Source organism: Oligoflexia bacterium (assembly GCA_034439615.1).
In the GTDB taxonomy this organism is placed as follows: Bacteria; Bdellovibrionota; Bdellovibrionia; order JABDDW01; family JABDDW01; genus JAWXAT01.
The window spans coordinates 42,856-67,880 of the sequence record JAWXAT010000051.1; the positions used below are offsets into that span (position 1 = coordinate 42,856).

Below are 25,025 nucleotides of genomic sequence, written 5' to 3' on the forward strand. Positions count from 1 at the left end.
TATTTTATTATTTATAAAATTTTCGCTCGGTTTTTGCCATGCTTCTTAAAGGTGCTGAGGGTTTAAATCTTGGACCCCATTTTGTAGATAAAAGTTCAAGTTCATCTACGATCTTTGCTGTGCCTATAGAATCTGCCCATCTTAAAAGCCCGCCTCTAAACGGAGGAAAGCCCGTACCCATGATCATACCTAAATCTACTGCGTCAGGTGTTGTTACGATTCCCTCTTCCAAACAAAGAGCTGCTTCATTAATCATCGGGAACAAAACCCTATAAACAATTTCTTGCTCGGTAAATGGATTTTTTGGATTTGAAAGACCTAGAATTTCATAGATTTTTTGATCTACCTCTTTTTTGCCAGCACTATCATAAATGTAAAACCCTGAGTTGTTTTTTCGCCCCAGTTTTTTTGCATCAACAACTTTACCCATAAGTGGACAAGCTTCAGCTCTAACGCCAAACTCATGACCCAATACTTTTGCAACTTTTGCAGAAGTATCTAACCCAACTTCATCAATAAGATGTAGTGGACCCATGGGCATTCCAAATTTTAAAAGGGCTTTATCGATAAACTCAACACTTGCCCCATCGCCTAAAACATAACAAGCTTCATTTAAATACGGCATTAGTAAACGGTTTACTAAAAACCCCGGACCATCTTTTACAACGATAGGTGTTTTGCCCATTTTTTTACATAATGCAAAAATAGTAGCTGTTGCTTCGTCACTTGTTTTTTCGCCACGAATAACTTCGATTAAGGGCATTTTATTTACTGGATTAAAAAAGTGCATTCCCACAAAGTTTTCAGGCTTCGTAAGTGCCACAGCCATATCGTTAATTCGCAGGCTTGAAGTGTTACTTGCAATGATCACATCGTCTTTACAATATTTTACAAGATCACCTAAAACTTTTTTCTTCACATTAAGATCTTCAACAATAGCCTCAACAACTACATCTAAAGTTTTAAACCCAGCAAAGTCTGTACCCCCACTAATTAAACCCATTTTCCTTTTATAGTCATAGCGTGTGAGTTTCTTACGTTTCATGGCTTTTGAAAAAATCTCATTTGCAGCCTTAAGCCCTTTTCCAATTGCTTCAAAAGTAATGTCTTTTAGTCTTACGATCATTTCTTTTTCTGCAGCCAGTTGAGCGATACCACCACCCATGATTCCAGCACCTAAAACGCCAATGCTTTTCACTTCTTTTGACTTCACATCTGTTGAAATTCCTGTTTGTTTTTTGACGGCTTCTGTGAGGTAAAAAAGGCTAATAAGGTTTTTACTCACATCTGTTGTGGCGACTTCGCCAAACGCGTGTGCTTCAATGGCTAAACCTTTTTTAAAGTTACCTTTGTATGTTCTCTTAATTACTTCAATGGCCTTTAGAGGTGCTGGGTAATGCCCCTTGGATTGAGAGAGCACCATCTTTTTTGCTTGAGAAAATACAATAGGCCTTCCTAGAGCACTTTCTAAAAAAGAATTTCCCATACCTTGTGCATTAAAATATTTTGTCCTCTTTTTCGCCCCACCTTTAATAACTTCAAGTGCATGAAGTCTTGCTTGCTGAGCTAAAACTTCTTTGGGCACACTTTTATCTACAAGACCTATCTTTAAAGCTTTTCTACCATCAACTGATTTTCCAGCTAAAATAATATCAAGTGACGCTTGTAACCCCACTGTTCGAGGCAATCTTTGGGTTCCGCCAAAGCCGGGAATCACACCTAATAAAACTTCAGGTAATCCAATTTTTGTGGCTGGGTCATCACTGCAAATTCGATAATCACAAGCCAAAACCATTTCACATCCACCACCCAGACAAGCGCCATGAATAGCAGCAATCGTCGGGATTTTTAATTCTTCAAGTGCTAAGAAAATACTTTGCCCTAGGTGACAAGCAGTCTCTGCATCATCGGGTGTTTTTAAAGCTTTTATTTCTTCAATATCAGCACCTGCAATAAAAATGCTGGGCTTTCGTGAAATCAAGATAGCAACTTTGAACGTTGATTTTGAGAGCTCTTCGATAATTTCATGAAGCCTCATCAAAACACCGCTTGAAAGTTTATTTACCTTTTCGTTTGGCATGTCAAATTCCACCCAAGCGATTTCACCTTCAGCTTTTAGCCTGATGGCGTCGGACTGAGTCTGAATATTTTTTGTTACTGCCTTAAGCTTCTCGTTCGACAATGATAGCTCCACCTTGGCCTCCACCGATACACAATGTCGCTAGTCCGAATTGAACATTGCGATGTTTCATTTCTTTTAATAGGGTTAATACGATTCGTGAGCCAGTGGCTCCTACCGGATGCCCCAGAGCGATTGCTCCCCCATTGACATTTAATATTTTAGGATCAATCTCCCCTGTAGCTTCACTCACACCAAGTCTATCTTGGCTGAATTTTTTAGAAGCCATAGCTTTTTGACAGGCAATAACTTGCGCGGCGAAAGCTTCATTGAGTTCAATAAGACCCATATCTTTTAATTTTAAACCTGCACGTTTAAGTGCAAGTGGGGTAGCTAACGCTGGACCCAAACCCATACGCTCAGGTTCTAAACCCGCAAATCCGTAAGAGCGAACAATACCCAGTGGCTTGTAGCCTAAGCTTTGCGCTTTTTCTCGCGACATCATTAAGACCATTGCCGCACCATCAGTAATCGGACACGCATTGCCAACAGTTATGGTTCCGTATTTTCTATCAAAAAATGGTTTAAGTTTTGCGAGTTGCTCTAAACTTTGACCTTTACGAGGACCAATATCTTCTTTCACTACAGCTTCATATTTAGGTGGCAAAAACACAGGTGCAATTTCTTCACCCAGCCGACCATTTTCTGTGGCGGCAATGGCTTTATTATGACTCTCTAAAGCATACTTATCTTGTTCATCTCGAGAGATTTCAAATTCACGAGCTAAAATTTCTGCAGTTTGACCCATGTTGATCCCAACAAATGGATCCGTTAACCCAACCATTATTGAAATCACAGGTTTTAAATATTCTAATTTCATATCACTTAATGCACTTAATTTTGCAGGCATCGTTTTAGCTGCCATCACTTTTGCAAACACGTCGGTGAATTCTTTGGAAAATAAAAGTGGCATATTTGACATGCTCTCGGTACCACCGGCCACAACCACATCGACAATGCCTGATTTAATTTTATCAAAGCCTTGGGAAATACTCTCCAGTGCAGATGCGCAATTGCGGTGAACTGAATAGGCAGAAACCTCTTTTGGAATTCCAGAATGAAGTGCCACGACGCGCGAAATATTAACGGCGTCCGCAGGAGTACCGGTGTTTCCGATAATAACTTCTTCAACTATTTTCACGTCGAGATTGGTGCGAGCAATTAGTTCTTTGAGCGCTACTTTTCCAAGTTCAGCAGCATGCACATCTTTAAAAAGTGATCCTGCTTTTGCAAAAGGGGTACGCACTCCGTCAACAATAACGACATCACGTGGTGATGACATATATTAAAACCTCATTGGTATAGGTTGATTCAAACCCTATTACCTCAGGTGAGTGGAAAAGAGTCAAGAAACACCAAGCTTACTCTTCACATTGCTGTGACGCATTACATAAGTACTCCACACGTGTTATTGACTAAGCTTAAGTCTAGCCCTATCTTTATCTAAGAATATGGCAATTGTGAAAGGAACATCATGAGTTTTGAAGATGACGCATTGACGTATCACAGCTCGGGGCGCAAAGGTAAAGTTGAAGTTGTTTCTACCAAGCCCTGCTACACACAACGAGATCTAGCTCTTGCTTACACTCCCGGAGTAGCTGAACCTTGCAAACGTATCGCGCAAAATCCTGACCTGGTTTACGAATATACAGCAAAAGGAAATCTTGTCGGCGTCATCACCAATGGAACAGCTGTTTTAGGGTTAGGCAACATCGGCCCTGCTGCTGGAAAACCTGTCATGGAAGGTAAAGGTGTTCTCTTTAAACGTTTTGCCGACATTGACGTCTTTGACATCGAAGTAAACACTCAAGATCCCGAAGAATTTGTACGAGCCATTAAGCTTTTAGAGCCCACTTTTGGCGGTATTAATCTTGAAGACATCAAAGCTCCAGAATGTTTTTACATCGAAGAAGAATTAAAAAAGACAATGAACATCCCCGTCTTTCATGACGATCAACATGGAACCGCCATCATTAGTGGTGCAGCTTTTATCAACGCACTCATTGTTACAAACAAAAAAGCAGAAGATGTACACGTTGTTTTTTCTGGCGGAGGAGCAGCTGCAATTGCATGTGCTAAACTTTTTTTAAGTTTAGGAGTACAAAAGAAAAATCTTTTAATGTGTGATTCCAAAGGTGTTATTTATAAAGGGCGTACTGAAGGAATAAATAAATATAAAGAAGAATTCATTGTCGATACCAAAGCAAGAACCCTTAAAGATGCCATGGTTGATGCTGATGTTTTTGTTGGTGTAAGTGTTAAAGGGGCCGTCACAAAAGATATGCTCAAAGGCATGGCAAAAAATCCGATTGTTTTTGCCATGGCAAATCCTGATCCAGAAATCACTTATGAAGATGCTTTAAGTGTTCGTAAAGATGTTTTAATGGCCACAGGCCGCAGTGATTATCCAAATCAAGTTAACAACGTTTTGGGGTTTCCATTTATTTTTAGAGGGGCTCTTGATGTCAGGGCCACTGCCATTAATGAAGAGATGAAAATTGCTGCCGTTCATGCGCTTGCAAAATTAGCCAGAGAAGATGTTCCTGACTCAGTTTCACGTGCGTACGGAAATAAAAAATTCAAATTTGGGCCTGAGTATATTATTCCAAAACCATTTGATCACCGCGTTTTGTTGTGGGTAGCCCCAGCTGTGGCAGAAGCCGCCATGAAAAGTGGTGTGGCTCGCCTACCCATTAAAAATATGTCTGATTATCGAGAACAGTTAGAAAGACTTCAAGGTAACTCTCGCGGAATTATTCGTAACGTTATTAATAAAGTAAAACATTATTCACCTGAAGTTTCACATCTTCCTTCAATTGTATTTACTGAAGGCTACAACGAAAAAGTTCTCCGTGCTTGCCAGATTATTTTAGAAGAAGGTGTGGCAAGACCCATCATTCTTGGGCCCGAAACAACAGTGCGTAATAAAATTAAAGAATTAGATCTGTCACACTTAAAAGACATAGAAATTATTCAACCCATTAGATCTGATAAATTTGGACTCTACTCACAACGTTTTCATGAAATGCGAAAACGTCGAGGTGTTACACTTTTAGAATCAGAGCGACTCATGTATGACCCCAATTATTTTGGTGCCATGATGGTTCACATGGGCCATGCAGACGGTCTTATTAACGGTGTAACCCAAAGTTATGCTGAAAGTGTAAGACCCCTCTTAAGAGTTCTGGGCACTAATCCAGGAGATGTGGCAGCGGGTCTTTACATTATTATTCAAAAAAATCGAATGCTCTTTTTTGCTGATACCACAGTGAATATCGACCCGACCGCAGAAGAATTAGCAACCATCGCGATTAACAGTGCTGATGTTGCGAAATTTTTTGACGTCAGTCCACGCATAGCAATGTTGAGTTTTTCAAATTTTGGAAGCACACGCCATCCTCAATCAAGTAAGATGCGCGAAGCTGCAGATCTTGTACGTCGTAGACGCCCTGATCTTATCGTTGATGGTGAAATGCAAGCTGATACAGCCGTTGATCCTAATATCGTAAAAGAACTCTTTCCATTTTGTGAAATAAAAGATGGGGCTAATGTTTTAATATTTCCTGATCTTAATAGCGGAAATATTGCCTATAAGCTTATGCATAAAATTGGCAATGCAGAAGCAGTAGGCCCAATTCTTATGGGTATTACAAAACCTGCAAACGTTATGCAAAGATCAATTGATGTAAATGATCTCCTTAATATGGCAGCGATCACAGCCATCCAGTGTCAGAGCATGAAACAACAGACGAATGCTTGATCTCACACGCCATCCTGAAAAAGTTTTACTCATAGGGGTGGGCCTTAAAAGTGATACAGCGGCAAATTTAGAAAACAGCCTTGACGAATTAGCCCTTCTCGCAGAAAGCGCAGGGGCTGTTGTGGTTGGTATTCTTAAACAACGGCTTGAAAAAATTATTCCAGCTACTTATATCGGTTCAGGAAAAATTCAAGAAATTGCAAAACTCAGAGAAGAAATATCAGCAAACATTGTAATTATTGACGCCAAACTCTCAGGTGTTCAGCAAAGAAATATTGAGACACTCATCGGCGCTAAAGTATTAGATCGTCATCAATTGATTTTAGATATTTTTGCACAACGCGCCCAAACTCGAGAGGGTAAACTTCAAGTAGAACTAGCTCAACTCAAAGATCAAATGCCAAGACTCATTGGAGAATCAATAGCGGGGCTTTCAAAACAAGGCGGGGGCATCGGGACAAGAGGTCCTGGTGAAACAAAACTTGAGATGGATAGACGTCGAATTCGAACTCGTATTGAGCAAGTCACTAAAGCCTTAGAGGCTGTTAGAAAATCTAGAGAACTCCATCGAAAGCGTCGTCAAGCAAGTCATATTCCTGTCCTTGCACTTGCAGGGTATACAAACGCAGGAAAATCCACACTCTTAAATTACCTCACTCACTCAGACGTATTAGCTGAAGACAAACTCTTTGCAACACTTGACCCCACTACACGAAAATTAAGACTCCCCTCAGGTAAACAGGCCGTTGTCACTGACACCGTAGGTTTTATTGATAATTTGCCCCATCATCTCATCGAGGCTTTTAAGGCAACATTTGAAGAAATCACCCAAGCCGATGTGATTTTACATATTCATGATGCTTCTCACCCTTTTGGGCCACAACAAACACATGTTGTGAGTGAGCTCTTAAAAGAAATTGGTGTGCACGATAAACCCATTATTCATGTTTACAATAAAATTGATAAAGTCCAAACCATGAGCGAAAGAACCACACAACGTGAAAGCCCCTTCGTAAATGTTTCATCAATTGATGGCAATGGTATGGATCAACTCTTAGAATTAATTGAACGTGTTCTAAATGAAATGTCTGTATCTGTTGATTTGTATCTACCTACCAGTGACCCGTCACTGGTTTTTAATCTAGCTCGTGATGGCAAGATTCTTTCACAAGAATCAGGCCCTCACGTCATTCACTGTCGGGTGAAACTCACCGAAGAAGCCCTTCAACGTTGGTCGCGCTACCTTACTTAAATGCTAATTTATTTTTACCCGTCATCATGGCGCAAAGCCTCAATGGGGCTAGAATCTGCAATTCGCCATGCTGGAATCACAGCACCTGCTAAAGTGAGAATCATCCCTAAAAATATTATTCCTAAAATTACAGGCACTTCTACTTGCACAGGAATTGTCGTGTCATAATAAATTTCTGGTAATTTGATAATAGGAAATCGATCTAATAATCCGCAAATAATTAAACCAAATACCACTCCACCCACAATTCCTACAAGACCTAAACAAGCACCAATTGCCATAAAGATTCTTCGAATTTGTTGTTTTGTAGCACCAATGCTTTTTAATATACCCACGTCAGCACGTTTTTCAGTCACAAGTAATACAAGTACTGAAACAACAGAAAAACTACTGACTAAAACCGTGAGGCCCAAAAATAAACCCATTAATGTTTTTTCCATATTCAATGAATAAAACAGTGCTGAATGAAGTTCTTGCCATGTTTTTACTTTTTTAACACCAAGCTTAACTAATGATTCTTTTACTTTTACCGAGTCATCAGGATTATTAAGCCTTACTTCAAAACCTGACTCTAAACTTGCTGAATGTTTTAATTTTTTAAGACCTGTATTCACATCATAAAAAACAGCATGGGTGTCGACATCGGGGACATCCGTTCTCAGAAGGGCTCTTACACGCACTTTCTCATAAATGGGCATTTCACCAGCGGGCAATAAAAGACTTTCAGGTGCGACTATATTGATTTCATCACCATCAAAAATGCCAAGACTACGAGCTAGTTCAACTCCTAATGCAACTTCTTTAGGTGCAAGTTCAAAATTAACTTTTGCAATTTGTTTTTTGCCAACAATGACAGAACTTCCGCTCTCACTCACTTCAATCTTATTTTTGACCTGTTGAGCAATTTTCTTAAGTGCTTGCGAATCTACACCTCGAGCTACACCACCAGAAAATATTCCATCAAGTGTACGAATGATGACGTCTTGATTTGAATAGGGGTCAACAGTTCCATTTTTTCCGACAACTTCAGTTATTTTACGAAATGTTTCAGCCGATGCATCGCTGATTACAAGATGGGGTTGAACACCCAAGAGTCGTTTTTTAATAGCTTCATCAAACCCTTGCATTACAGACAAAACTACAACCATTGCTAAAACACCCAAACAAATACCCCCGACAGAGAGCATAGCAATTGTTCGTACAACAGACCCCCGCGTACGATTGAGCATATAACGTTTTATAAAAAGACGTTCCAGAAGCATAAAAACATTCTATGCTTTGAAAACTCTGACATCAACGTGTTTATCGAATTAAAATTTAAGGAGATCCTGCATGTAGCGCTTCCAAAAAGACCAAAAACTCTCTTTTTTGCGCTGTTTTTTAAGGGCATTGCCAAATCGGCTGATAAAATCTTCTGGCTTCATAGTTTTAATATTCTGTGGATTTTCAAAATTACCAATGATTTGACCTAAAAGCTGAGAATCACCTTCCATATATCGAAGAATTTCTAACGCAAGCCCTACTGACCGCTTTTGGGGATTCTCATCAAACTGAATCGTTTCAGATTTGGCATTCTCTTTTGCTATTTGATTTTCATTGTTTTGCTCTTCTAAGCCTTGATCACCAGATATTTGAAGATCTGATTCAATGACCACCCCTGTTTTTATTCCATCGAGGCAATTCCATTCTACAACTTGGCCATTAAAACTAATTTGTTGTTTGATAATATTATGTTGTTGATCAGTCCAAGTAAAAAGATCAGTACCAGGCTCGCTATGAAACCAACGACTCATAATATCTTTGTTTTCATTTTTAACTAGATCGGCTGAAACTTCTTTAAGATTTCGCCCGATGCCTCGGCCGTTAAAAAAGGAGTGGGTTTGTTTCTCATTCATTTGCAGGCAACCTCTCGCCTTCTTTATCCTTTATTTCTTGATTTTTCTTACGTGCAATGTCTTCTTCTTTTACATCTTCAACTGCGCCCTTTAACAAAAATGATTTTTGCATTGCCCTTAAAACAACCACAGCCTCTTGAAGTGCTTCAACACTCTTTTTACTCGCGTCAGGAAGCAGAGGTGCTATTTCGGCAATAATAGGTAAAAATTTATTAATCTCTTCTGTCAAATTCGCAAGCTGTTCCATTGTTTTCTCACTTGTTTTTCCAAGTGAGGGCAAATGCTCAGAAAATTGAGCAAGAGCTGGTAGCATTTTATTCACGTCGTGGGTGAGACGGTTAAGATTTGAAAGTGCTAATTGAAGATTTTTATTTTTTGTTGCTTGCTGAGTAAGTTCACGGAGACTTCGCATAGTGGGAAGTGCTTCGTCGAATATTCCAATAAGTGCTTGTGAACGTTTAGGATCAGTAAATGCTTCAGCAACAGTTTTTAAATTTTTAAGCAAATTATCAATGGTCGCCAAATAGGGTCCAAGCTTTCCACCACCTAAGAGATCCATAATGTCCATTGTCTCTTCACTTGCAATAATTGAATTATCAACCAATGCAGGGGCGTCTTTTGTACCGACTGTGATCTCAACAACTTTATCACCTATGATAAATGGCCTAATGACTCTTGCGATTGAATCTTTTCTAAGTTGTTTATCAAATTGGCTTGATACTTTAAGCTGAACTTCGATTTCATTATTATCGTTGAGAATAACACTTTCTACAGTACCGGCTCGAAGACCTGAAATTTGTACGAGGGTACCAGGATGCAAACCATTTCCATGAGTAAATGTAGTCTTAATATGACGACGCGCTGAGAACCAACCCTGTTTGATGGCTACAATGACTGTAAATGCACAAAAACCAGCAGCTGCAATAATAACAAAGAGCCCAGCCATGCGTTCAAATTTGGAAAAATGAACTTTCATGCTGCCCCAATTTCAATAGAATTTTGATTTTCAAAAATCAATTTGCTGTCCTTAATTTGAATGCGTTCGCAATCAAACCTTTCGATAAACCGCCTGTCACTGCAAGCCATTACAATAAGTTCATCTTGCTTACCTTCACTTCGGTATTCATCGATACAATGTTTAAGGGCTTCTACTGCGTTTTCACCGATTCCCAGGTTAGGCTCATCAAAAAACAAGACTTGTGGTGTGCAAACTAACGATCTTACAAGACCCGCAATTTTACGAACACCGGCTGAAACTGCAGCTGGCCTATGATCAAGGAAATCTTTGATATTAAAATTTGAAATAAGTTTATCGAGATATATCCCTCCACGTTCAGCGCGCCATTGCTGATTGTAGAGTAATGGTAGTTTGATATTTTCAATCAGTGATTTATTCATTAAAAGTCCACCATTTTCAAAACATATGGAAGTACTTGTTCTAAGTGGAGCAAATTGTTCAAAACTCATTTCCCTTAATGAGCGTCCGTTGTAAATTACATCACCTTGAGTTGGCTCAACGAGACCCGCGAGCATTCTTAGAAAAATAGATTTACCGCACCCAGGTTGACCCTCAAGTACAATAATTTTTCCGAGAGGAAATTTTAAATTTACATCATTAAAAAGGGGCGCACCAATATCAAATTTCAAGCTTAAGTTCTTAATTTCAATATCAGTAATCCGCTCTCTTCTCATATGAGCCCCAATTGTCTGAGATTTTGTAAATAGACACTCAAGCTCACAAGACTATTAAAGCCGACTGTATACATAATGCTATTCACTACTGCTTTTGTAGTAACTTGTGGCACTTCCGTAAAAGATTGCTTCACGAGTAACCCTTGGTAACAGCAAATAATAAAAATCATGCCGCCACTAAAAAGATTCTTGAGCAAAAAGAGCCAAACATCCGCACTACTAATGGCATATGCAATGCTATCAATATAAAAACTAAATGAAATTGGTTGCACAAATTGACCGATAAAATAACCACCAAAGAGGGCAACAATACAAAAATAGAGTGCTAAGCAGACAACACTAATAATGCCCCCAAGAAGTCTTGGAAACACAATGTAGCTCAATGGATTTATTCCCATACTCTCAAGTGCGTCGATTTCACCATTGACCTTCATATTCCCCAACTCACTGGCGATTGCAGTACCCGATCGAGCAATAACGACTAACGCTGTCATTAATGGACCCAACTCGCGAATGATCAACACAACGACGAGATTTCCTAACATGTCACCGCCGCCAACCTTTGAAAGCTGGGAGCTACTTTGAATAATAATTAATGTGCCGGCAATCAACGCCAACATACTTATGAGTGGCAAAGCTTGAAAACCTGTAAAATAAATTTGCGTAGAAATAACTTTAAATATTTCTCTAAAACTATTGTGTTTTCGATTGATAATGACTGATCGAAAACTTACATAGACCATTGTCCAGGTTTGCAGAGTATACCTGACTACACTTCCTATGCGATTACCTATATTGTCTGCCAAATCTAGAATAAACATACACCTCCGCCTGCATCTTACATTTCGGAATTACTCAAATTTTTCTTGAGAATTGAATATGCAATTCCGATAGATAAAGTGATGAGTGCTATTGAATATTGTGAGATCACAATTGAAGTCTTCTTGAACATGCAAGGTCAAATTCCTTTTGACGTCTATATTCAATTGAGCCCAGGTAAATATACAAAGATATTTAATCGCAATGACATGGCCGATCGCACACGCTTTGAAAAATACTTGAAAAAAGGTGCTATCAGTCTTTTCATCAGCCGAAAAGATCGTCGCGAATATATTGCCGCAACAGAGCGTTTTATCAGAAAAATCATCACTCAAAGCGTTGATAAAATATCACCACAAGATGCAAGTCGCGCTATTGAAGAATTAGCTGAACAAACTTTGTTTGAAATTTTTGAAGACAAATTATTTGATGAAAATTCACTACGTATTGCTCAAGATATTGCCAAATCTTATATTCAGTTTCTAAAAAGCGATCCAAAAATTTTAACGCAATTTTTGCAACTCTGCAAAAACGAAACATACATGGTGAGACATTCCATCACCACAACTGTAATCGCTGTACTCATTGCTAAATCAGCATCAAACGAAAATGATCGCACATTACAGATTATTGGATTAGGCGCACTTCTCCATGACATCGGCATGGCTCAAATCAGCGATGAAATTAACGAGCTTGAAAGAAAATTATCTGCCGAAGAATGGACCATTATAAAAGCCCATACTCAAACAGGTAGCGACACACTTAGAGGTGTAAAAAACTTTCCAGAAGAACTAGCAAATGTTATTGAGCAACATCATGAGTCTTACGATGGCACTGGTTATCCCAAAGGGCTCAAGGGTGAAGAAATATACTACCCAGCACGTATCGTCGCAATTGCTGATTGTTTTAGTGCATTGACAACTCGTCGAGGCGGACGATCACTTTTTACACCTGAAGAAGCCATCGCCCTTTTACTTACTGAAAAAAGAAAATATGATCCAAAACTATTAGTAGCTTTTGAAGATTTATTAGCACCTAAAAAGAAAAAAGTTGCCTAGGTATTACCGGGGTATTTGCTCAGCTTGATTTAATTCAAATTCCAATTGTTTCATAAATTCTTGTTCTTCTGAAAGCCTTCGAGTAACCCAAGTGAAAGTTGGATTACCAATGGCATTGCTAAAAAGATTCCAACCAAATGCAGAAAATCCAATAAGATAACTTCTCGTTTTCATCTGCTTCACATCTAAAGGCGAGAGTGGCCCGATACCAGTAAAAAACGGTGTTCGAGCCTTAATAAAATCATCACTTTTAGTTGCAAGTGGCCTGATAATCTTACGCATTCTAAACATTGAAAATGTTGCAACATAGGCTCCGTCATAAAGTACGCGGTCCCAGCGGATATCTTGCCCCATGTAAAGTTGAGCTATCATTGATGAACTTGAAGTTGCTACTGCTAATATCCACATAACGTCAAAATATTTACCATCACCAGAATAAAATCCAAGTAGGCCATCACAAATAATTGCAGTTAAAAAATTAAGTTTGTAATTGGGATCATTCCACATTTCTTTCACAGCGTCTCGAGTTGCAACTGGATTGAAAATGATTTGACTAAATGAAAGCCCACTTCTTTGCATTAACTCACCAATTGTGAGTGAAGTTATTGAGCCACCCGCTCCAGCGCCTGCCCATAACAGTCGAGATGATTTTTCACTAAAAAATTTCATCACCTCAGGCTTTGTCAATGTTGTGGGGGCTTTTAATAAACTCAAAGATGTTTTCTGTAAATTTTTGAGTGATTGTAAACCACGCTGAGGAGCTGAAAATATCGAGCCGAATTTCTTTGATGCCATGGCATACCAGAGAGCATCGATTAACCCCCGAGCATAAACATGAGCACCAGGTTGTGATTCTAAAAACCGAGAAAATTCATAACTATTTAACCCTATATAAGGACCATACTGAATATGCTGCTTGTTTCCCGCTGCTTGTAGCCCCCCACTTAGAGCTAGAATAACATTCGTACTTGCTGCGAGTGGGAATGCCACTGTATGAGCTGTCCATTGAGCTATAGCTTTACCAAAACCTATAGATATTTTTTCAGCTTTAGAAGTATAAGATTCATCAAATCCAAACGCAATTCCATATTCTTTATCTATGGGTTCAATTAAATTTCTATAATTTTGAGGTAATTGGGCAAGGGTTTTATTTCTTAGGTCTGAATGTTTCATAAAGTACTTCGGACTACCAATCCACTCTGTACCTCGAAGCCACGCCGAAACAGCTAGCACTCTTGCATTATTAATCACTTGATGGGCCATTGATTTAATAAGTGGAATATTAGCAACGACGACTTTACCTAAAACGCCATGGTCTTTATTTATTTCTTCTAATTTTGCAGCATTAAGCACGGGCTCAGAGCCTTGATTTTGCGTTTTTATTAACGATCGATAGCTCAGTGCTAAATGTTCATAGAGTTTTGGGGCATCTTTGGCCGTAGAAATAGGAGTAAGAAGAAGCATGAGCTGAGGAACTTGATCAACCATTTGATTGACTAAGAAAAAACCCATTTGAATTTTTTCAGTAGATTCATCAATCATCTTTTTCTGAATCTCTACTGACAAAAGTTTATCTTTTTTAAAGGTATCGATTTTTGCGCGTTCTTGAAGTTGTTCGTAATTGATTTTTTCTATCCAAAGCGAAAGTAATACAAATTGATTTAAATACTCTCGCAATTCAAACTTTTGAGTTCTTAAGTCATGGTTATATTGATTTATTTTTTTACGTAATCCACCAAATATTGGACTATCCTGAACCAAATCGCTAACACGAAATATTTGTTTTCCACCTGCAATAGCTTCATAACGAAATTCATTTTCAATTATTGAATTAAGATATTCCCTAAGCAGCAATAATCTGTATTGCCTTTTATGATCACTTGGAAACTTAGTAACAATAGCAATAAAATCTTGCCGATAAGTTTCGTTATCAAATTGATCTTGAACAAGTTCATCGGCATGAAGAACTTCTTTCACAACCTGAAGATCTTTTGGATCAATATTTGGCTTTACCACAGGTGCTACTGGAGCTGACAAAACTGCTGGTGTGCCGGGAGTACCACTTTGCAATTTCACTTCGGGCTTTTTAGAACCGACATTTACTTCTTCGATTGGTAAAGGTTTTTTTACTTCAGTATCAGTAACAACTGGTGGCGTCGTTGATTCACGACTAGGCTTTTCTAAAATTGTAGGTTCAATTTCTTGAGGTTGTTGGATTGTAGGTTTTGCTTTTTCTTGCTCAGGCTCTTGAGGACGTATTTTAGGCGTGCAGCCTGATACTAGTAGTACTACTAAATTTGCGGTGATTAGATTAAGAAAACTTTTGTTACTTCTTATCATATTGATACAACTTGCAATCCAAACGCCATGAAATCCCCCCGCTCAAATGCAATACACATTAACTGCTGAATGGACGCTCTAATTTGATGACAAAAATCGTCAACAAAAGATGTACGACTGACAGTAATTGTCGTCAAGAATTCTTTTGTAACTTTGAGTACTTAGTAAACAAAAATAAGGTAAAAAATACACTTCAACCACTCATCAAAAACAGTGCTCCAAAACCGTGTATCAAACCACAGTTTCGCACGCTTTCTCATACGATCACTTTGCAGCGGATAAGGCTTAATAGTAAGAGTGGCTGGGAATATTTGTGTAAACGTATTTAGAGTGCGGTGCATATGAAAGTCAGAGGTTACGAGTAAAACAGATTGGCACTGAAGAGCTTCAACGATAATAAGACTTTGCTGGGCGTTTCCGGCAGTAGAACTCGATCTTCTTTCTAAAATAACGTTTTCAAGTTCAATCTCAGGATAAAAAAGAATTTCAGGAAACATTTCACTTAAAGTCGAATATTGGTGAACTCCTGAAATAATAAGCTTTTTCACCTGCTTATGGCTGAGCAGCGTGATCCCTTCACGCACCCTTCCTGGTGCACCCGTAAGCACCACAGCACAATCAGCTTTAGAATTAATGATTGCAGATGGGGTTGAAACCAAGATTTCTGCATATTTTCGTAAAGAATAGATGGCAAGTGAGATAAAAAGAGCCGTGAATAATACCACCAAGCGCCACAAATACCTGATTTTTCTTGTGGGTTTAGCAAACTCTGTGCTACCTGTATGACCTTCGTTAATCATGTTCGCCTTCGAGGAGCTAGTTATGGCAAAGTGTGTTTATTGTTGCAAACAACAAGTGAGTGGCAACAAAGTCAGTCACTCAAATATTAAAACTCGTACTAAAAACAATCCAAATGTACAGCGTCTTAAAGCTGTCCTCGGTGGAAAAACCCAGCGCATTTGGGTTTGCACACGTTGCATTCGCTCTGGAAAAGTAACTCGCCCTACACCTCGTAGCGCGCAAAAAAGAACCGGCGAAGCGAGCGCTTAAACAACCGCTATCACTTCTATTTCTACATCCACACCTTTTGGTAAAGCTGACACTTCAACAGTGCTTCTAGCTGGTGGATTTTGCTTAAAGTAACCTCCGTAAACCTCATTAACTGCTACAAAATCACCCATTCTTTTCAAAAAAATTGTGGTTTTAACGATATTCTCAAAGTTTGCATCTGCGGCTTCTAAAATGGCTTTGATGTTTTCTAAGACCAACTTTGTTTGCTCTTTTACTGGACCACCCATTACGTTATTCGTCTTCGGATCAATTGCAATTTGCCCACTGCAAAAGAGGAATTGACCGACTTGAACAGCCTGACTATATGGGCCAACTGGCTTAGGTGCATTTGGCGTTTCAATTATTTTTTTGTTCAACATAACTTAATGACTCCTTTATGCGATCTGTATGTGTTTTTACGGCATGCCTTTTGTACACCATCATATGCACTGGACCCATCTAAACACAATGCCATTTTGAATGGCTAAGGGCTATACATGACTGCCAAATTGCGGCTCCTAATATTTAGCATTCTTGTTATGGCTTACATGCCAAATACATATGCCGACAATAATGCAGGAACCACGACCCCACCAGTTTTAAACCTTTCTTCGTGCTCACAGAAATTAGACAAAATTCTTGAATTGCAACGCATCTCACTATCAAGCAAGGTGTTTAAATTAAGAGAAATATTACTTAAATCCGATAAAAACCCTGATAACGGTTTAACTAAAATTTCTACCGTAGCTTATAGTCGTACTACTCCTGAAGGAGATATCGTTTTAAATAAACTTAAATCCCCCCTTAATAACACCTGGGATTCACTTTATTCTTATTACAATCGATTTTCATTACAAGGTGATCCACGAAATATTTTTTATCTCTTAGGCCCAGAGTTAGCTTTAAAATTTGGCTTTAAAATTAACATTCACAGAGATGGAACTACTGAGCTGATAGCCCCAAATGCTGAAAAGTTTGGAAAATTAATATACGGCATTAATGTGATCCTGAAAAAAAATGGATTCGAACCAATCACGTATTTACCGATTAAGGCAGAATACATAGCCCCTACTGATGGAGTTAGGTTTTCGTTACAAAGCAAAGGTGATTTTGAAATATATTTTCCATTTGCTGACTCTGATCCCCGCATTACAGTTCACGAAGTAAGTTATCACTTAGGCTCAATTTTACTTCCGCAAAGTATCACCCATCGAGCTCATGAGATTACACGCTACACACAAAATTTTACAGATTATCTCAAAACACGAGCTCATGAGCTAGGCGAATTAAAATCAGAAATTATCGATCAGTTACTTTTAGAAAGAAGTATTGAAATAGATGTGGGCACAGGAAACACTTCCCACGGCCTTGCACTCCTTCGTCAACAGTCAGGGCTTAAAGATTACAAATTTTTATTGGGTAGATCAGTTCATCATTATGCCCATGACGGCTTAAATTATCTAATAAGGCCAAATGTTCACCCAGTAGATGCTGTACTCTTACGCTTGTACAATATGACAAACCCACTGCGGTCTGAGGTTCAGAAATTATTATTGGTTAATGATTTTAATTTCGAATACAAAGAAAACTCTGAAGCCTTAATGGGTCGTAAAATATATTTAACTCCGAAGCAAAATAATATTTTACTAAAAATTTACAAAGATTTTATTAATTCTCATGAACCCTCTGAATTTACCAAACAATTCTCAATAACAACTGAAGAAAAAATAATGTCTGACTTAATTAAATCTATGGATGAGCGTTTACGCCAGATAGATAAGGCACTCACAGAATTACAATTGGTTTACTAATTTCCACACTAATTGACTGATCAAAAACTATGCAAAGTGCCGCCAATATTGAGCATATCGCGATTTTTCGATCATTAAATCAAAACTAAAGCGCCTGGGCAGGCACGGGCACTGCTAATGTATAAGTCATGAATAAAACTACGTCAAAAATTAAAAGCGGGACAACCCATTTTGCAAACGTGGTCGCCACCTTAAGCTTAATCTCACTTTTAATCCCACTTACAGGTCATGCGGGACAACTACTTAATAATCTTCAATATGATTCATGTACTAAAGAGTCTTCATCGTATGCAGGAGAAATTTGTCGCCTTGTTGTTGACGAGCGCCTTTTTAACGACATAAGTGAAAATGCAACTGCACAGCCACAAATGCCACATATGGAAGTAACCCATAAATCCCTTGCACAACTTGAGTTAGAAATTGATTTAAGCATTAAAGATCTGGGCAAATTTAGTATCACAGGAAAAAATATTAAAAACATTGATTCAGAGCTAGAACCACTTTTTATCCGTGCTAATAATAAAGCGGCCAATACCTATGAAAAAACACAACGACTTGAATTTATTTCAACATACTACTCTGCCCTTCAACGTAGCAAAGACAGTTTAGAAGCTGCCATTGAAGTTCTTTTAGAGTTATCAGCAAAACAACGAAAATCTGCAATACGTGAAGGTAATCTCGATGCAAAAATCTGGCTATTTGAAGTACAACTTGCTATTGCACTAAAAAATATCATGGAGCCCAAACAATCATTTAGTGAGTTTGTGAAACTATTCATGAATACCTCAACAGTGAGTGACCCAAAGGGTTTAGAACATTTTTTAAAATATTACGGTGACTATCGAGGCGCTAAGCCCGAATCAGCAAGAACACAGACAAACGATTAACAGGTACTTTCATGATTTTCAAAAAACAACTCTACTTTGCACTTTCACTTCTTCTCAGTACTACTTTGCATGCAGATTCAGCAAAAAAACCAACTCGTGCAGAATCTTACGCCAAACCAACAATTGTGAAATCACCCTTAAAGACAGTCGAAGATTCCATTTTAGAATTAGATGTGAGTAATAAATTTCCAAACAGTGGTGAAAATCCTAAAGTCAAAGCAGGCGTTGACGTGAGTGATCTAGACCTTGAAGATTTAAGTAATCTCGCAAAAAGAAAAACATTTAAAGAGTTTAAAGTTGAAGATATTGAACTTCACTATCAAAGATATAATATCGATCGCCCTGATTTTTTTGCAGTTTTTGGTGAATTAGCGGACATCGGCATTGGTCAAATCCATCTTTTAGTTGATCTCAATGGTCGAATGACAGCTGATTTCAAAGAAGGTGAAACCACCAGCACTGATTTTAAAGTAGAAAATCTAATAAAAGGTGACCCTATGGCTGAAGGGATTAGATTTCTAATCGAGAAGAAGGGTTATAAATTCGCAACACTAAGTGATATCGAAAATGGAAAAGTTAAAAATGGTAAATATATCTATAGCCCACTTTACAAAAGCGAAACTCCCCTAATGAGATGATTGATATCATGCACTTAAAAACCATGCAGGCCGTAGGTAAGATTCAAGATAAAATCGTACAAATTTATGCATCACATGGCTCAAACAACAACACTAGAGCGGCTAGAATAAATTGGCGCATTATCGACAACGACCCCCTTGTAGCAGCACATCGACTCCTTTTATCAACAGATTATGAAGCTGCTTTTAGACGATCTGATGTGAAGGGTATTTTTGAAGTTCTTGATAGACCACCTATGACATTCGTATATCAAGACGGAACATCCCAAACTATCTATGCTAGTAATGGCCGTCATAATCCTCACGATGCAACCACTGTTGCTGACCTCATCGGTGCAACTAATAACGAAATTAAGTTTGATCATCTTACAATTGCCAACTTTGCCTTCACTAAGGGTGAGGTAACAAAACATCTTAAAGGATGGACAATTAAGAAAAAAGACAATACACGCGAAGTGCATAAAGGTTTATTAGAAATTCAACCTGAATTTCCGATTTTTCTATTTGTAGACGGAAAATTTGCTGGGCTCTACGGCTACGAAGAACCTGCCCTTTTTAAAGGTTTTGATGTACAAGCTCCCGATTTCAAAACACCTGATGGAAAATTAATCCGTGGAAAATACATGGAAGGTTTTTCAAAAGATCAGGTAAAAAGAGTTGAAGGATATGTATTTCAAAAACGTGATCCCCATGGAATTTCTGAAATTGACCCTAACGGCCCCCCCCACACAATACGTAATGCACGGTAAAATTGTAAAACGAGATGTTACTGACCCTAAACCAAAATTTGATGGTCCGAAAGAACAATCACAAATATCAGTAGATACACCAAATCTAAGCAATCATTATCAAAACTTAGAATTATTAACTGATTATACATTTCCACGTAATGCCCCAACAGCCGTGAGTATAGAAAAAAGTATTCAAGAAATTGCTCGTGCAGAAGGCACAGAATTAAGCTTAGGGGTATTACGCACATCAACTGCAAAATTATTTGGAAAATCTAAATTTGAACTTGAAATTAATGACATTGAGAAACTTAAAAATGCTTATGAACAAAAAGATTGGATAAGTGCTACTAAAATTTTAAACAAAATCAACGAGCAAGAAACTTCATTAGAAAAAGAAACAATTACTAAAACAGAGGGAATACGTCGTATTAAAGTACTGATGGCCGTTATTGATTGGTATACAAAACTACCGAGCTACCCAGGTGTTACTCGAGAATTATCTGTTGAACAAATTTCTGGTATCGCTACTACAATTTCAATTCACCAAAGTTCAGATATTTTACGTTCAAAATTTATGCTCATGCGTATTCTAAAAAGATCTGATTCAGAAATTCCATTTTCAAAATTAGAACATCAAGTCAATGAGGCTTGGAAACTTATGGGTCTTGAGGGCGAAATGCCATTCTACAAGCCTAACGATTCCACAGATCTTCCTACTATAGACAAAAAAGATAAAAAACCCAAAGCGCCAGTTAAATTAAAAACACCTAAAAAGCCAAAGAGCAGCACAAAAAAATGCACCGATAAACTTAGCGACCTTTCGAAGAAGAAAAAGAAAAGCGCTTAGATTTAGAGCCTGCGCGATCCAAAAGTGTTGCCACAATCATATCACTTGTAACATTAGTTGCGGCTCGAAGACGTCCTAAAAACCAATCTACAGGCAATAAAAGCGGCACAGTTGAAAGGGGTAAACCAACTGCACCAACAACGAGTGATAAGGTAATAAACCCAGCTTCTGGAATACCCGCAATCCCGGCGGCGGCTGCAATCGAAATCATGCTCATAGAAATTTGTTGGTTAAAATCCATTGAGACGCCATGAAGTTGGGCTATGAATATTACAGCCACAGCTTCATATAAAATAATTCCATCATTATTTAAATTTGTCCCGATACAAGCAGCAAGACGAGAAGATTGATCTGAAACTTTCATTTTTTCACTTAGAGTTTTTAAAGTTACCGGTAAAGTTGCAAGACTACTCCCTGTACCTAAAGCCGCTATTATAGGTTCACTCCCCTTTTTAAGGAATTTCATAGGCGATTCGTGCACAAAAAATACTAAAAGCATCGAATAGTACAAAAAAACATGAACCAAAAGACCGAGCACTACGAGACCAACAAAAACGCCAAGTGCATTAAAAACTTCAAAACCACTTAAACCAACTGTTTTTGCAATTACCGCAAATACAGCAAGGGGGATAATACGAATAACCCACCCTAAAATGGTCGTAATAAGCCGAAAACATGTTGAAATAAATTTTTGAAACACAACTACTTCATCGCTGTGCTGAGAATTTATCAATTTACGAAGTGCTGCTCCTAAAAACAGTGCTAATAAAATTACCGGAATTATATTATTAGAAACAAAAGGTTCAAAAAAACTCGTAGGTATAAAACCTTGCAATATAGACTGAAGATTTAATGTTGGTATTGCTCCCGCACTTTGAGCAACGGGCAAGGCAATACTTGCTTTTAATTTTTCTAAATCCACGTAATCTTTTATTGGAAATAAGTTTGAAATTGTCAGTGCAATGATTATTGCGACACAAGAATTAATCGTTGTGATAAATACAAGCTTAGCACCCTTACGTTTAGGTATCTGAGTTTTACAAAAAGCATCAATAATTGCAAAAAAGATCAAGGGTATTGAAAGCGCTTTTAATAATCGTATGATTACTAAGCCCACTTCACCTAAGGGCTCAGCATCTTTTCCTAATACTACGCCCACTATCGCGCCAAGAACTAGAGCTGAAACGAGCTGTAAGGCTAAAGAAAAACGCACCATTAAATGAGAATCTCTATTGGTTTTTTATGAAGATTATAATCACTCGCCATAACATAACCATAGGCCCCAACATCACATATGGCCCACAGATCTCCCTGTGATGGAATCACAAGTTTTCGATTTTTAGCAAGCCAATCACTTGACTCACATATTGGGCCCACAACATCTAGATTAATTGTTTTTCCACCCTTTTGATTAACAGGAAGTATTTCGTGATAAGAATTATAAAGTGCTGGCCTGATCAAATGATGCATGCCTGTATTTAAAATAACAAATGTTTTATAAGGAGTTTTTTTAACATACTCAACTTGAGCTAGCAACACTCCAGCATCACCCACAAGAAACCGACCCGGCTCGCAGAGTATTTTGCACCCCAAGGGCTTTAAATATGATTCAACCATTTTCCCGAATTTTTTAAGATCAATGGTTTTTTGCCTCTCATAGGAAATCCCGATTCCTCCACCAATATCAAAATGGCTCAATGCAAACCCTTGACGCTGTAACTCCTGATAAACCGGAACTGATTTTTTAAAGGCCGCTTCGTAGGGATTTATTTCAGTTAATTGCGACCCAATATGAAAATCTAAACCAATAAGTTTTAAATTTTTTGGATTTCGCTTAAGAATTTTTAAAAGCTCAGGAATAAATTTTTTATCCATTCCAAATTTATTCTCACGAAAACCTGTTGTAATATATGGATGAGTTTTTGCATCAACATTCGGGTTAAGCCTAAAACTCACACATGCACATTTTTTAAGCCTACGCGCAACCCGTGCAATACGATCTAATTCTTGTGGACTTTCTACGTTAAATAAATAAATACCGATTTTTAAAGTTGCTGTGATTTCTTCTTCGGATTTTCCTACACCAGAAAAAATAATATCACGACCTTTAAACCCACACTCAAGGGCACGGGTTACTTCACCCCCGCTCACAACATCTACGCCTATTTTTTGAGCCTTAAGAAATTTTAAAACTTGCCTATTTGAATTAGCTTTCACCGAGTAGTGAATGCCTAAAGTTTTTGTGAACGCCTCTTTTAGAATTTCAAGTTTTTCACCGATTCTTTTCTTAGAATAAATGTAAACTGGGGTTTTATTCTTCCTACCTAAAATGCCGAGGTCTATGCCCATAAATTTTAATTTTTTATTTACATACTTTACTGGCTTCTTAGTCATTGTTGTTTCTCTTAATGTCTGTGTCTGGGGCTAAAATATTTTGCTACTTCAGGAACACTTTCACCAGCCATAATTGCTGCTAGTAAAGCCGCCGAACCATGCCCCCATGAAAATCCATGCCCCGTGTAACCACCACACATAAATACTCGATCAGAATTTGTAGGCCCAACAAAAGGTAGTGATGTGAGACTTGCCCCCATAATACCCGTCCATACGTATTCCCAATCGATAGTCTCTGAAATGTCATAATGTTTGGCGACAAATTCTTTTAACCCTTGGCTGATGTATTCATTCGTCGCAAGTGAATAGGTACCTAATTCTTTTGTAGGAGAATTATTACGCCATCCACCAATCATCAGTCTGTTATCTTCAGTAACAAGTGCATACTCATAACCGTGATCAAAAGAATGAGGAAATCGAACTTTAAAATCATGTTTTAAGGGCTTAGAGGTAATAATCTGACCGCGAAATGGTTCAATAAGACCTCGGCTTTTTACAAATTCAGAAAATATTGGAGAATATGCATTTGCAGCAATTACTACCGCATCTGCTAAAATTACTCCATTTTCAGTCTGTAATTTGACGCCATTACCTGTATCTTCCACAGCTGTTACTTTAACGCCGGTATGATACTGGCCTTGGTTATTGAGAAAACTTTGAATTAAACCATTTCTAAATTTTGTAGGATGCGCTTGAGCCGAACCACGCTCATATCGAGCACCAAAACTATTTTTAAAACCAAGATTTTCAATTTGTTTTGCGTCGTAATACTCAGATTCGAAACCTAAAGAATTTAAAAGCTTAACAGAATCACGACATTCACGGTCTTCAGCTTCATTAATTGATATAACCAAGTACCCATCGCGTCTGTAATCGGCATCCATTTTGAGTTCTTTAATTGTGTCTTCTACTTGATTACACAGTTCAATAGAATGAGCCCAAAGACAGCGTGCTTTTTCAATTCCATGAATCTCTGAAAAAGCTTTCATCGATTCAACGGTTCCATAAAGAATATGACCACAATTCCTAAACGTCGCAGCTTGCTCTGGCTTGTAATCAATTAAGAGAATGTCTTCAAAACCTTTTTTTTGCAGAAAGTATCCCAAACTTGCACCCGAAAAACCTGAACCGATAACAACAATAGATGCTTTTTGCGGAACTTTTTCTAAAGAACCCGTAATCAGAGGCACTTCTAGCCAATAAGGAAAACCATTTTCTGCCATGGAGTCTTGTATGCCTGACCCTGCTTTATTTTGCAAATATCCCTTTTTAGACCCGACGCATTATTAACACTTAATTGACTTGTAAATGCATGCCATGATGTAATTTTGATTCAACAACAATCGGGGCATTAGTACTCGAACAACTTAGGAGAAACACATGAATAAAGTCACAGGACTTGTAGTTGCAACAGCAGTATGCGCAATGTTCGCATCAGGAGCACGTGCAGAAGAAACTGCTGTACCTGCAAAAGCGGATGCAAAAGCTGCAAAAGCTGAGAAAAACCATTGCAAAAACAAAGCTCATTGCGCAGGCAAAGGCAAAAATTCTTGCAAAGGCAAAAGCGGATGCAAAGGTAAAGGCGAATGCAAAGGCCATGGCGAAGCTACAACTCCCGCTGCACCACCAGCTCCATAATATTTTTTTGAAATATAGACAGCCCAAGAGTAAT

At 38.2% G+C, this 25,025-nt stretch carries 23 protein-coding genes; 10 read left to right on the forward strand and 13 right to left on the reverse strand.

Annotated features, from left to right (window positions below; genetic code table 11):
• Window positions 1-7: 7 nt before the first annotated feature.
• Both SGI74_12700 and SGI74_12705 read right to left on the reverse strand, forming a co-directional pair.
• Complete coding sequence (locus SGI74_12700; GenBank protein ID MDZ4678355.1) at window positions 8-2,182, reverse strand: 3-hydroxyacyl-CoA dehydrogenase NAD-binding domain-containing protein; 2,175 nt, start codon at window positions 2,180-2,182, stop codon at window positions 8-10.
• A complete protein-coding gene (locus SGI74_12705) occupies window positions 2,163-3,461 on the reverse strand; it encodes a thiolase family protein (GenBank protein MDZ4678356.1) in 1,299 nt (432 codons plus the stop codon). Before SGI74_12705 ends, SGI74_12700 begins: the two co-directional genes overlap by 20 nt.
• A 192-nt stretch (window positions 3,462-3,653) precedes the next feature.
• On the opposite strand from SGI74_12705, the gene SGI74_12710 reads away from it, so the two are divergent.
• Complete coding sequence (locus SGI74_12710; GenBank protein ID MDZ4678357.1) at window positions 3,654-5,939, forward strand: NADP-dependent malic enzyme; 2,286 nt, start codon at window positions 3,654-3,656, stop codon at window positions 5,937-5,939.
• Complete coding sequence (gene hflX, locus SGI74_12715) at window positions 5,932-7,191, forward strand: GTPase HflX (protein ID MDZ4678358.1); 1,260 nt, start codon at window positions 5,932-5,934, stop codon at window positions 7,189-7,191. Before SGI74_12710 ends, hflX begins: the two co-directional genes overlap by 8 nt.
• A gap of 14 nt (window positions 7,192-7,205) precedes the next feature.
• On the opposite strand, the gene SGI74_12720 is transcribed toward hflX, so the two are convergent.
• From SGI74_12720 to SGI74_12740, 5 genes are read right to left on the reverse strand one after another with little or no spacing between them, the layout of a single operon-like run.
• Window positions 7,206-8,453: an FtsX-like permease family protein gene (locus SGI74_12720; protein MDZ4678359.1), complete on the reverse strand. Its 1,248-nt coding sequence runs from the start codon at window positions 8,451-8,453 to the stop codon at window positions 7,206-7,208.
• 48 nt (window positions 8,454-8,501) lie between these two features.
• Window positions 8,502-9,086 carry a hypothetical protein gene (locus SGI74_12725; GenBank protein MDZ4678360.1) on the reverse strand — a complete coding sequence of 195 codons (585 nt, stop codon included), beginning with the start codon at window positions 9,084-9,086 and terminating at the stop codon, window positions 8,502-8,504.
• Window positions 9,079-10,062: an MlaD family protein gene (locus SGI74_12730; protein ID MDZ4678361.1), complete on the reverse strand. Its 984-nt coding sequence runs from the start codon at window positions 10,060-10,062 to the stop codon at window positions 9,079-9,081. Before SGI74_12730 ends, SGI74_12725 begins: the two co-directional genes overlap by 8 nt.
• Window positions 10,059-10,778 carry an ATP-binding cassette domain-containing protein gene (locus SGI74_12735; GenBank protein ID MDZ4678362.1) on the reverse strand — a complete coding sequence of 240 codons (720 nt, stop codon included), beginning with the start codon at window positions 10,776-10,778 and terminating at the stop codon, window positions 10,059-10,061. The genes SGI74_12730 and SGI74_12735 overlap by 4 nt, the downstream gene beginning before the upstream one ends.
• A complete protein-coding gene (locus tag SGI74_12740; GenBank protein ID MDZ4678363.1) occupies window positions 10,775-11,599 on the reverse strand; it encodes an ABC transporter permease in 825 nt (274 codons plus the stop codon). The genes SGI74_12735 and SGI74_12740 overlap by 4 nt, the downstream gene beginning before the upstream one ends.
• An 81-nt stretch (window positions 11,600-11,680) precedes the next feature.
• On the opposite strand from SGI74_12740, the gene SGI74_12745 reads away from it, so the two are divergent.
• Complete coding sequence (locus SGI74_12745) at window positions 11,681-12,655, forward strand: HD domain-containing phosphohydrolase (protein ID MDZ4678364.1); 975 nt, start codon at window positions 11,681-11,683, stop codon at window positions 12,653-12,655.
• Window positions 12,656-12,658: 3 nt separating this feature from the next.
• On the opposite strand, the gene SGI74_12750 is transcribed toward SGI74_12745, so the two are convergent.
• Together SGI74_12750 and SGI74_12755 are read right to left on the reverse strand one after the other, a co-directional pair.
• Window positions 12,659-14,995, reverse strand: coding sequence for a hypothetical protein (locus tag SGI74_12750; protein MDZ4678365.1), 2,337 nt, complete (start codon window positions 14,993-14,995; stop codon window positions 12,659-12,661).
• A 161-nt stretch (window positions 14,996-15,156) separates the two neighbouring features.
• Window positions 15,157-15,795: a YdcF family protein gene (locus SGI74_12755; GenBank protein MDZ4678366.1), complete on the reverse strand. Its 639-nt coding sequence runs from the start codon at window positions 15,793-15,795 to the stop codon at window positions 15,157-15,159.
• A gap of 22 nt (window positions 15,796-15,817) precedes the next feature.
• Between SGI74_12755 and rpmB the strand changes: the two genes are divergently transcribed.
• On the forward strand, window positions 15,818-16,045 hold the full coding sequence (rpmB, locus tag SGI74_12760) for a 50S ribosomal protein L28 (protein MDZ4678367.1): 228 nt from the start codon (window positions 15,818-15,820) through the stop codon (window positions 16,043-16,045).
• Here the strand turns inward: rpmB and SGI74_12765 are convergent.
• Window positions 16,042-16,425 carry a RidA family protein gene (locus SGI74_12765; GenBank protein ID MDZ4678368.1) on the reverse strand — a complete coding sequence of 128 codons (384 nt, stop codon included), beginning with the start codon at window positions 16,423-16,425 and terminating at the stop codon, window positions 16,042-16,044. The genes rpmB and SGI74_12765 overlap by 4 nt on opposite strands.
• Window positions 16,426-16,584: 159 nt before the next feature.
• Here SGI74_12765 and SGI74_12770 point away from each other — a divergent pair, with 159 nt between their 5' ends.
• The 5 genes from SGI74_12770 to SGI74_12790 all read left to right on the forward strand — a co-directional run bounded on the left by SGI74_12770 (window position 16,585) and on the right by SGI74_12790 (window position 20,959).
• Window positions 16,585-17,856: a hypothetical protein gene (locus SGI74_12770; GenBank protein ID MDZ4678369.1), complete on the forward strand. Its 1,272-nt coding sequence runs from the start codon at window positions 16,585-16,587 to the stop codon at window positions 17,854-17,856.
• Window positions 17,857-17,984: 128 nt separating this feature from the next.
• A complete protein-coding gene (locus SGI74_12775; GenBank protein ID MDZ4678370.1) occupies window positions 17,985-18,743 on the forward strand; it encodes a hypothetical protein in 759 nt (252 codons plus the stop codon).
• Window positions 18,744-18,754: 11 nt separating this feature from the next.
• Window positions 18,755-19,381: a hypothetical protein gene (locus SGI74_12780; GenBank protein ID MDZ4678371.1), complete on the forward strand. Its 627-nt coding sequence runs from the start codon at window positions 18,755-18,757 to the stop codon at window positions 19,379-19,381.
• An 8-nt stretch (window positions 19,382-19,389) separates the two neighbouring features.
• Window positions 19,390-20,130, forward strand: coding sequence for a hypothetical protein (locus SGI74_12785; protein MDZ4678372.1), 741 nt, complete (start codon window positions 19,390-19,392; stop codon window positions 20,128-20,130).
• On the forward strand, window positions 20,120-20,959 hold the full coding sequence (locus tag SGI74_12790) for a hypothetical protein (protein MDZ4678373.1): 840 nt from the start codon (window positions 20,120-20,122) through the stop codon (window positions 20,957-20,959). The genes SGI74_12785 and SGI74_12790 overlap by 11 nt, the downstream gene beginning before the upstream one ends.
• Here the strand turns inward: SGI74_12790 and SGI74_12795 are convergent.
• From SGI74_12795 to SGI74_12805, 3 genes are read right to left on the reverse strand one after another with little or no spacing between them, the layout of a single operon-like run.
• On the reverse strand, window positions 20,922-22,175 hold the full coding sequence (locus tag SGI74_12795; protein ID MDZ4678374.1) for a dicarboxylate/amino acid:cation symporter: 1,254 nt from the start codon (window positions 22,173-22,175) through the stop codon (window positions 20,922-20,924). The genes SGI74_12790 and SGI74_12795 overlap by 38 nt on opposite strands.
• Window positions 22,175-23,353 carry a diaminopimelate decarboxylase gene (lysA, locus tag SGI74_12800; GenBank protein ID MDZ4678375.1) on the reverse strand — a complete coding sequence of 393 codons (1,179 nt, stop codon included), beginning with the start codon at window positions 23,351-23,353 and terminating at the stop codon, window positions 22,175-22,177. The genes SGI74_12795 and lysA overlap by 1 nt, the downstream gene beginning before the upstream one ends.
• Window positions 23,354-23,364: 11 nt before the next feature.
• The gene (locus SGI74_12805) at window positions 23,365-24,576 is read right to left on the reverse strand and encodes an FAD-dependent oxidoreductase (protein ID MDZ4678376.1); all 1,212 of its coding nucleotides are present in this window, start codon (window positions 24,574-24,576) and stop codon (window positions 23,365-23,367) included.
• Between the two features lie 157 nt (window positions 24,577-24,733).
• On the opposite strand from SGI74_12805, the gene SGI74_12810 reads away from it, so the two are divergent.
• On the forward strand, window positions 24,734-24,991 hold the full coding sequence (locus SGI74_12810; protein ID MDZ4678377.1) for a hypothetical protein: 258 nt from the start codon (window positions 24,734-24,736) through the stop codon (window positions 24,989-24,991).
• The last annotated feature ends 34 nt before the right edge of the window (window positions 24,992-25,025 follow it).

Excerpts from the sequence above, each read along its gene's own strand:
- SGI74_12705 (MDZ4678356.1), bottom strand. The coding sequence starts at position 3,461 with ATGTCATCACCACGTGATGTCGTTATTGTTGACGGAGTGCGTACCCCT.
- SGI74_12710 (MDZ4678357.1), top strand. The coding sequence starts at position 3,654 with ATGAGTTTTGAAGATGACGCATTGACGTATCACAGCTCGGGGCGCAAA.
- hflX (MDZ4678358.1), top strand. The coding sequence starts at position 5,932 with ATGCTTGATCTCACACGCCATCCTGAAAAAGTTTTACTCATAGGGGTG.
- SGI74_12720 (MDZ4678359.1), bottom strand. The coding sequence starts at position 8,453 with ATGCTTCTGGAACGTCTTTTTATAAAACGTTATATGCTCAATCGTACG.
- SGI74_12725 (MDZ4678360.1), bottom strand. The coding sequence starts at position 9,086 with ATGAATGAGAAACAAACCCACTCCTTTTTTAACGGCCGAGGCATCGGG.
- SGI74_12730 (MDZ4678361.1), bottom strand. The coding sequence starts at position 10,062 with ATGAAAGTTCATTTTTCCAAATTTGAACGCATGGCTGGGCTCTTTGTT.
- SGI74_12735 (MDZ4678362.1), bottom strand. The coding sequence starts at position 10,778 with ATGAGAAGAGAGCGGATTACTGATATTGAAATTAAGAACTTAAGCTTG.
- SGI74_12740 (MDZ4678363.1), bottom strand. The coding sequence starts at position 11,599 with ATGTTTATTCTAGATTTGGCAGACAATATAGGTAATCGCATAGGAAGT.
- SGI74_12745 (MDZ4678364.1), top strand. The coding sequence starts at position 11,681 with ATGAGTGCTATTGAATATTGTGAGATCACAATTGAAGTCTTCTTGAAC.
- SGI74_12750 (MDZ4678365.1), bottom strand. The coding sequence starts at position 14,995 with ATGATAAGAAGTAACAAAAGTTTTCTTAATCTAATCACCGCAAATTTA.
- SGI74_12755 (MDZ4678366.1), bottom strand. The coding sequence starts at position 15,795 with ATGATTAACGAAGGTCATACAGGTAGCACAGAGTTTGCTAAACCCACA.
- rpmB (MDZ4678367.1), top strand. The coding sequence starts at position 15,818 with ATGGCAAAGTGTGTTTATTGTTGCAAACAACAAGTGAGTGGCAACAAA.
- SGI74_12765 (MDZ4678368.1), bottom strand. The coding sequence starts at position 16,425 with ATGTTGAACAAAAAAATAATTGAAACGCCAAATGCACCTAAGCCAGTT.
- SGI74_12770 (MDZ4678369.1), top strand. The coding sequence starts at position 16,585 with ATGGCTTACATGCCAAATACATATGCCGACAATAATGCAGGAACCACG.
- SGI74_12775 (MDZ4678370.1), top strand. The coding sequence starts at position 17,985 with ATGAATAAAACTACGTCAAAAATTAAAAGCGGGACAACCCATTTTGCA.
- SGI74_12780 (MDZ4678371.1), top strand. The coding sequence starts at position 18,755 with ATGATTTTCAAAAAACAACTCTACTTTGCACTTTCACTTCTTCTCAGT.
- SGI74_12785 (MDZ4678372.1), top strand. The coding sequence starts at position 19,390 with ATGCACTTAAAAACCATGCAGGCCGTAGGTAAGATTCAAGATAAAATC.
- SGI74_12790 (MDZ4678373.1), top strand. The coding sequence starts at position 20,120 with ATGCACGGTAAAATTGTAAAACGAGATGTTACTGACCCTAAACCAAAA.
- SGI74_12795 (MDZ4678374.1), bottom strand. The coding sequence starts at position 22,175 with ATGGTGCGTTTTTCTTTAGCCTTACAGCTCGTTTCAGCTCTAGTTCTT.
- lysA (MDZ4678375.1), bottom strand. The coding sequence starts at position 23,353 with ATGACTAAGAAGCCAGTAAAGTATGTAAATAAAAAATTAAAATTTATG.
- SGI74_12805 (MDZ4678376.1), bottom strand. The coding sequence starts at position 24,576 with ATGGCAGAAAATGGTTTTCCTTATTGGCTAGAAGTGCCTCTGATTACG.
- SGI74_12810 (MDZ4678377.1), top strand. The coding sequence starts at position 24,734 with ATGAATAAAGTCACAGGACTTGTAGTTGCAACAGCAGTATGCGCAATG.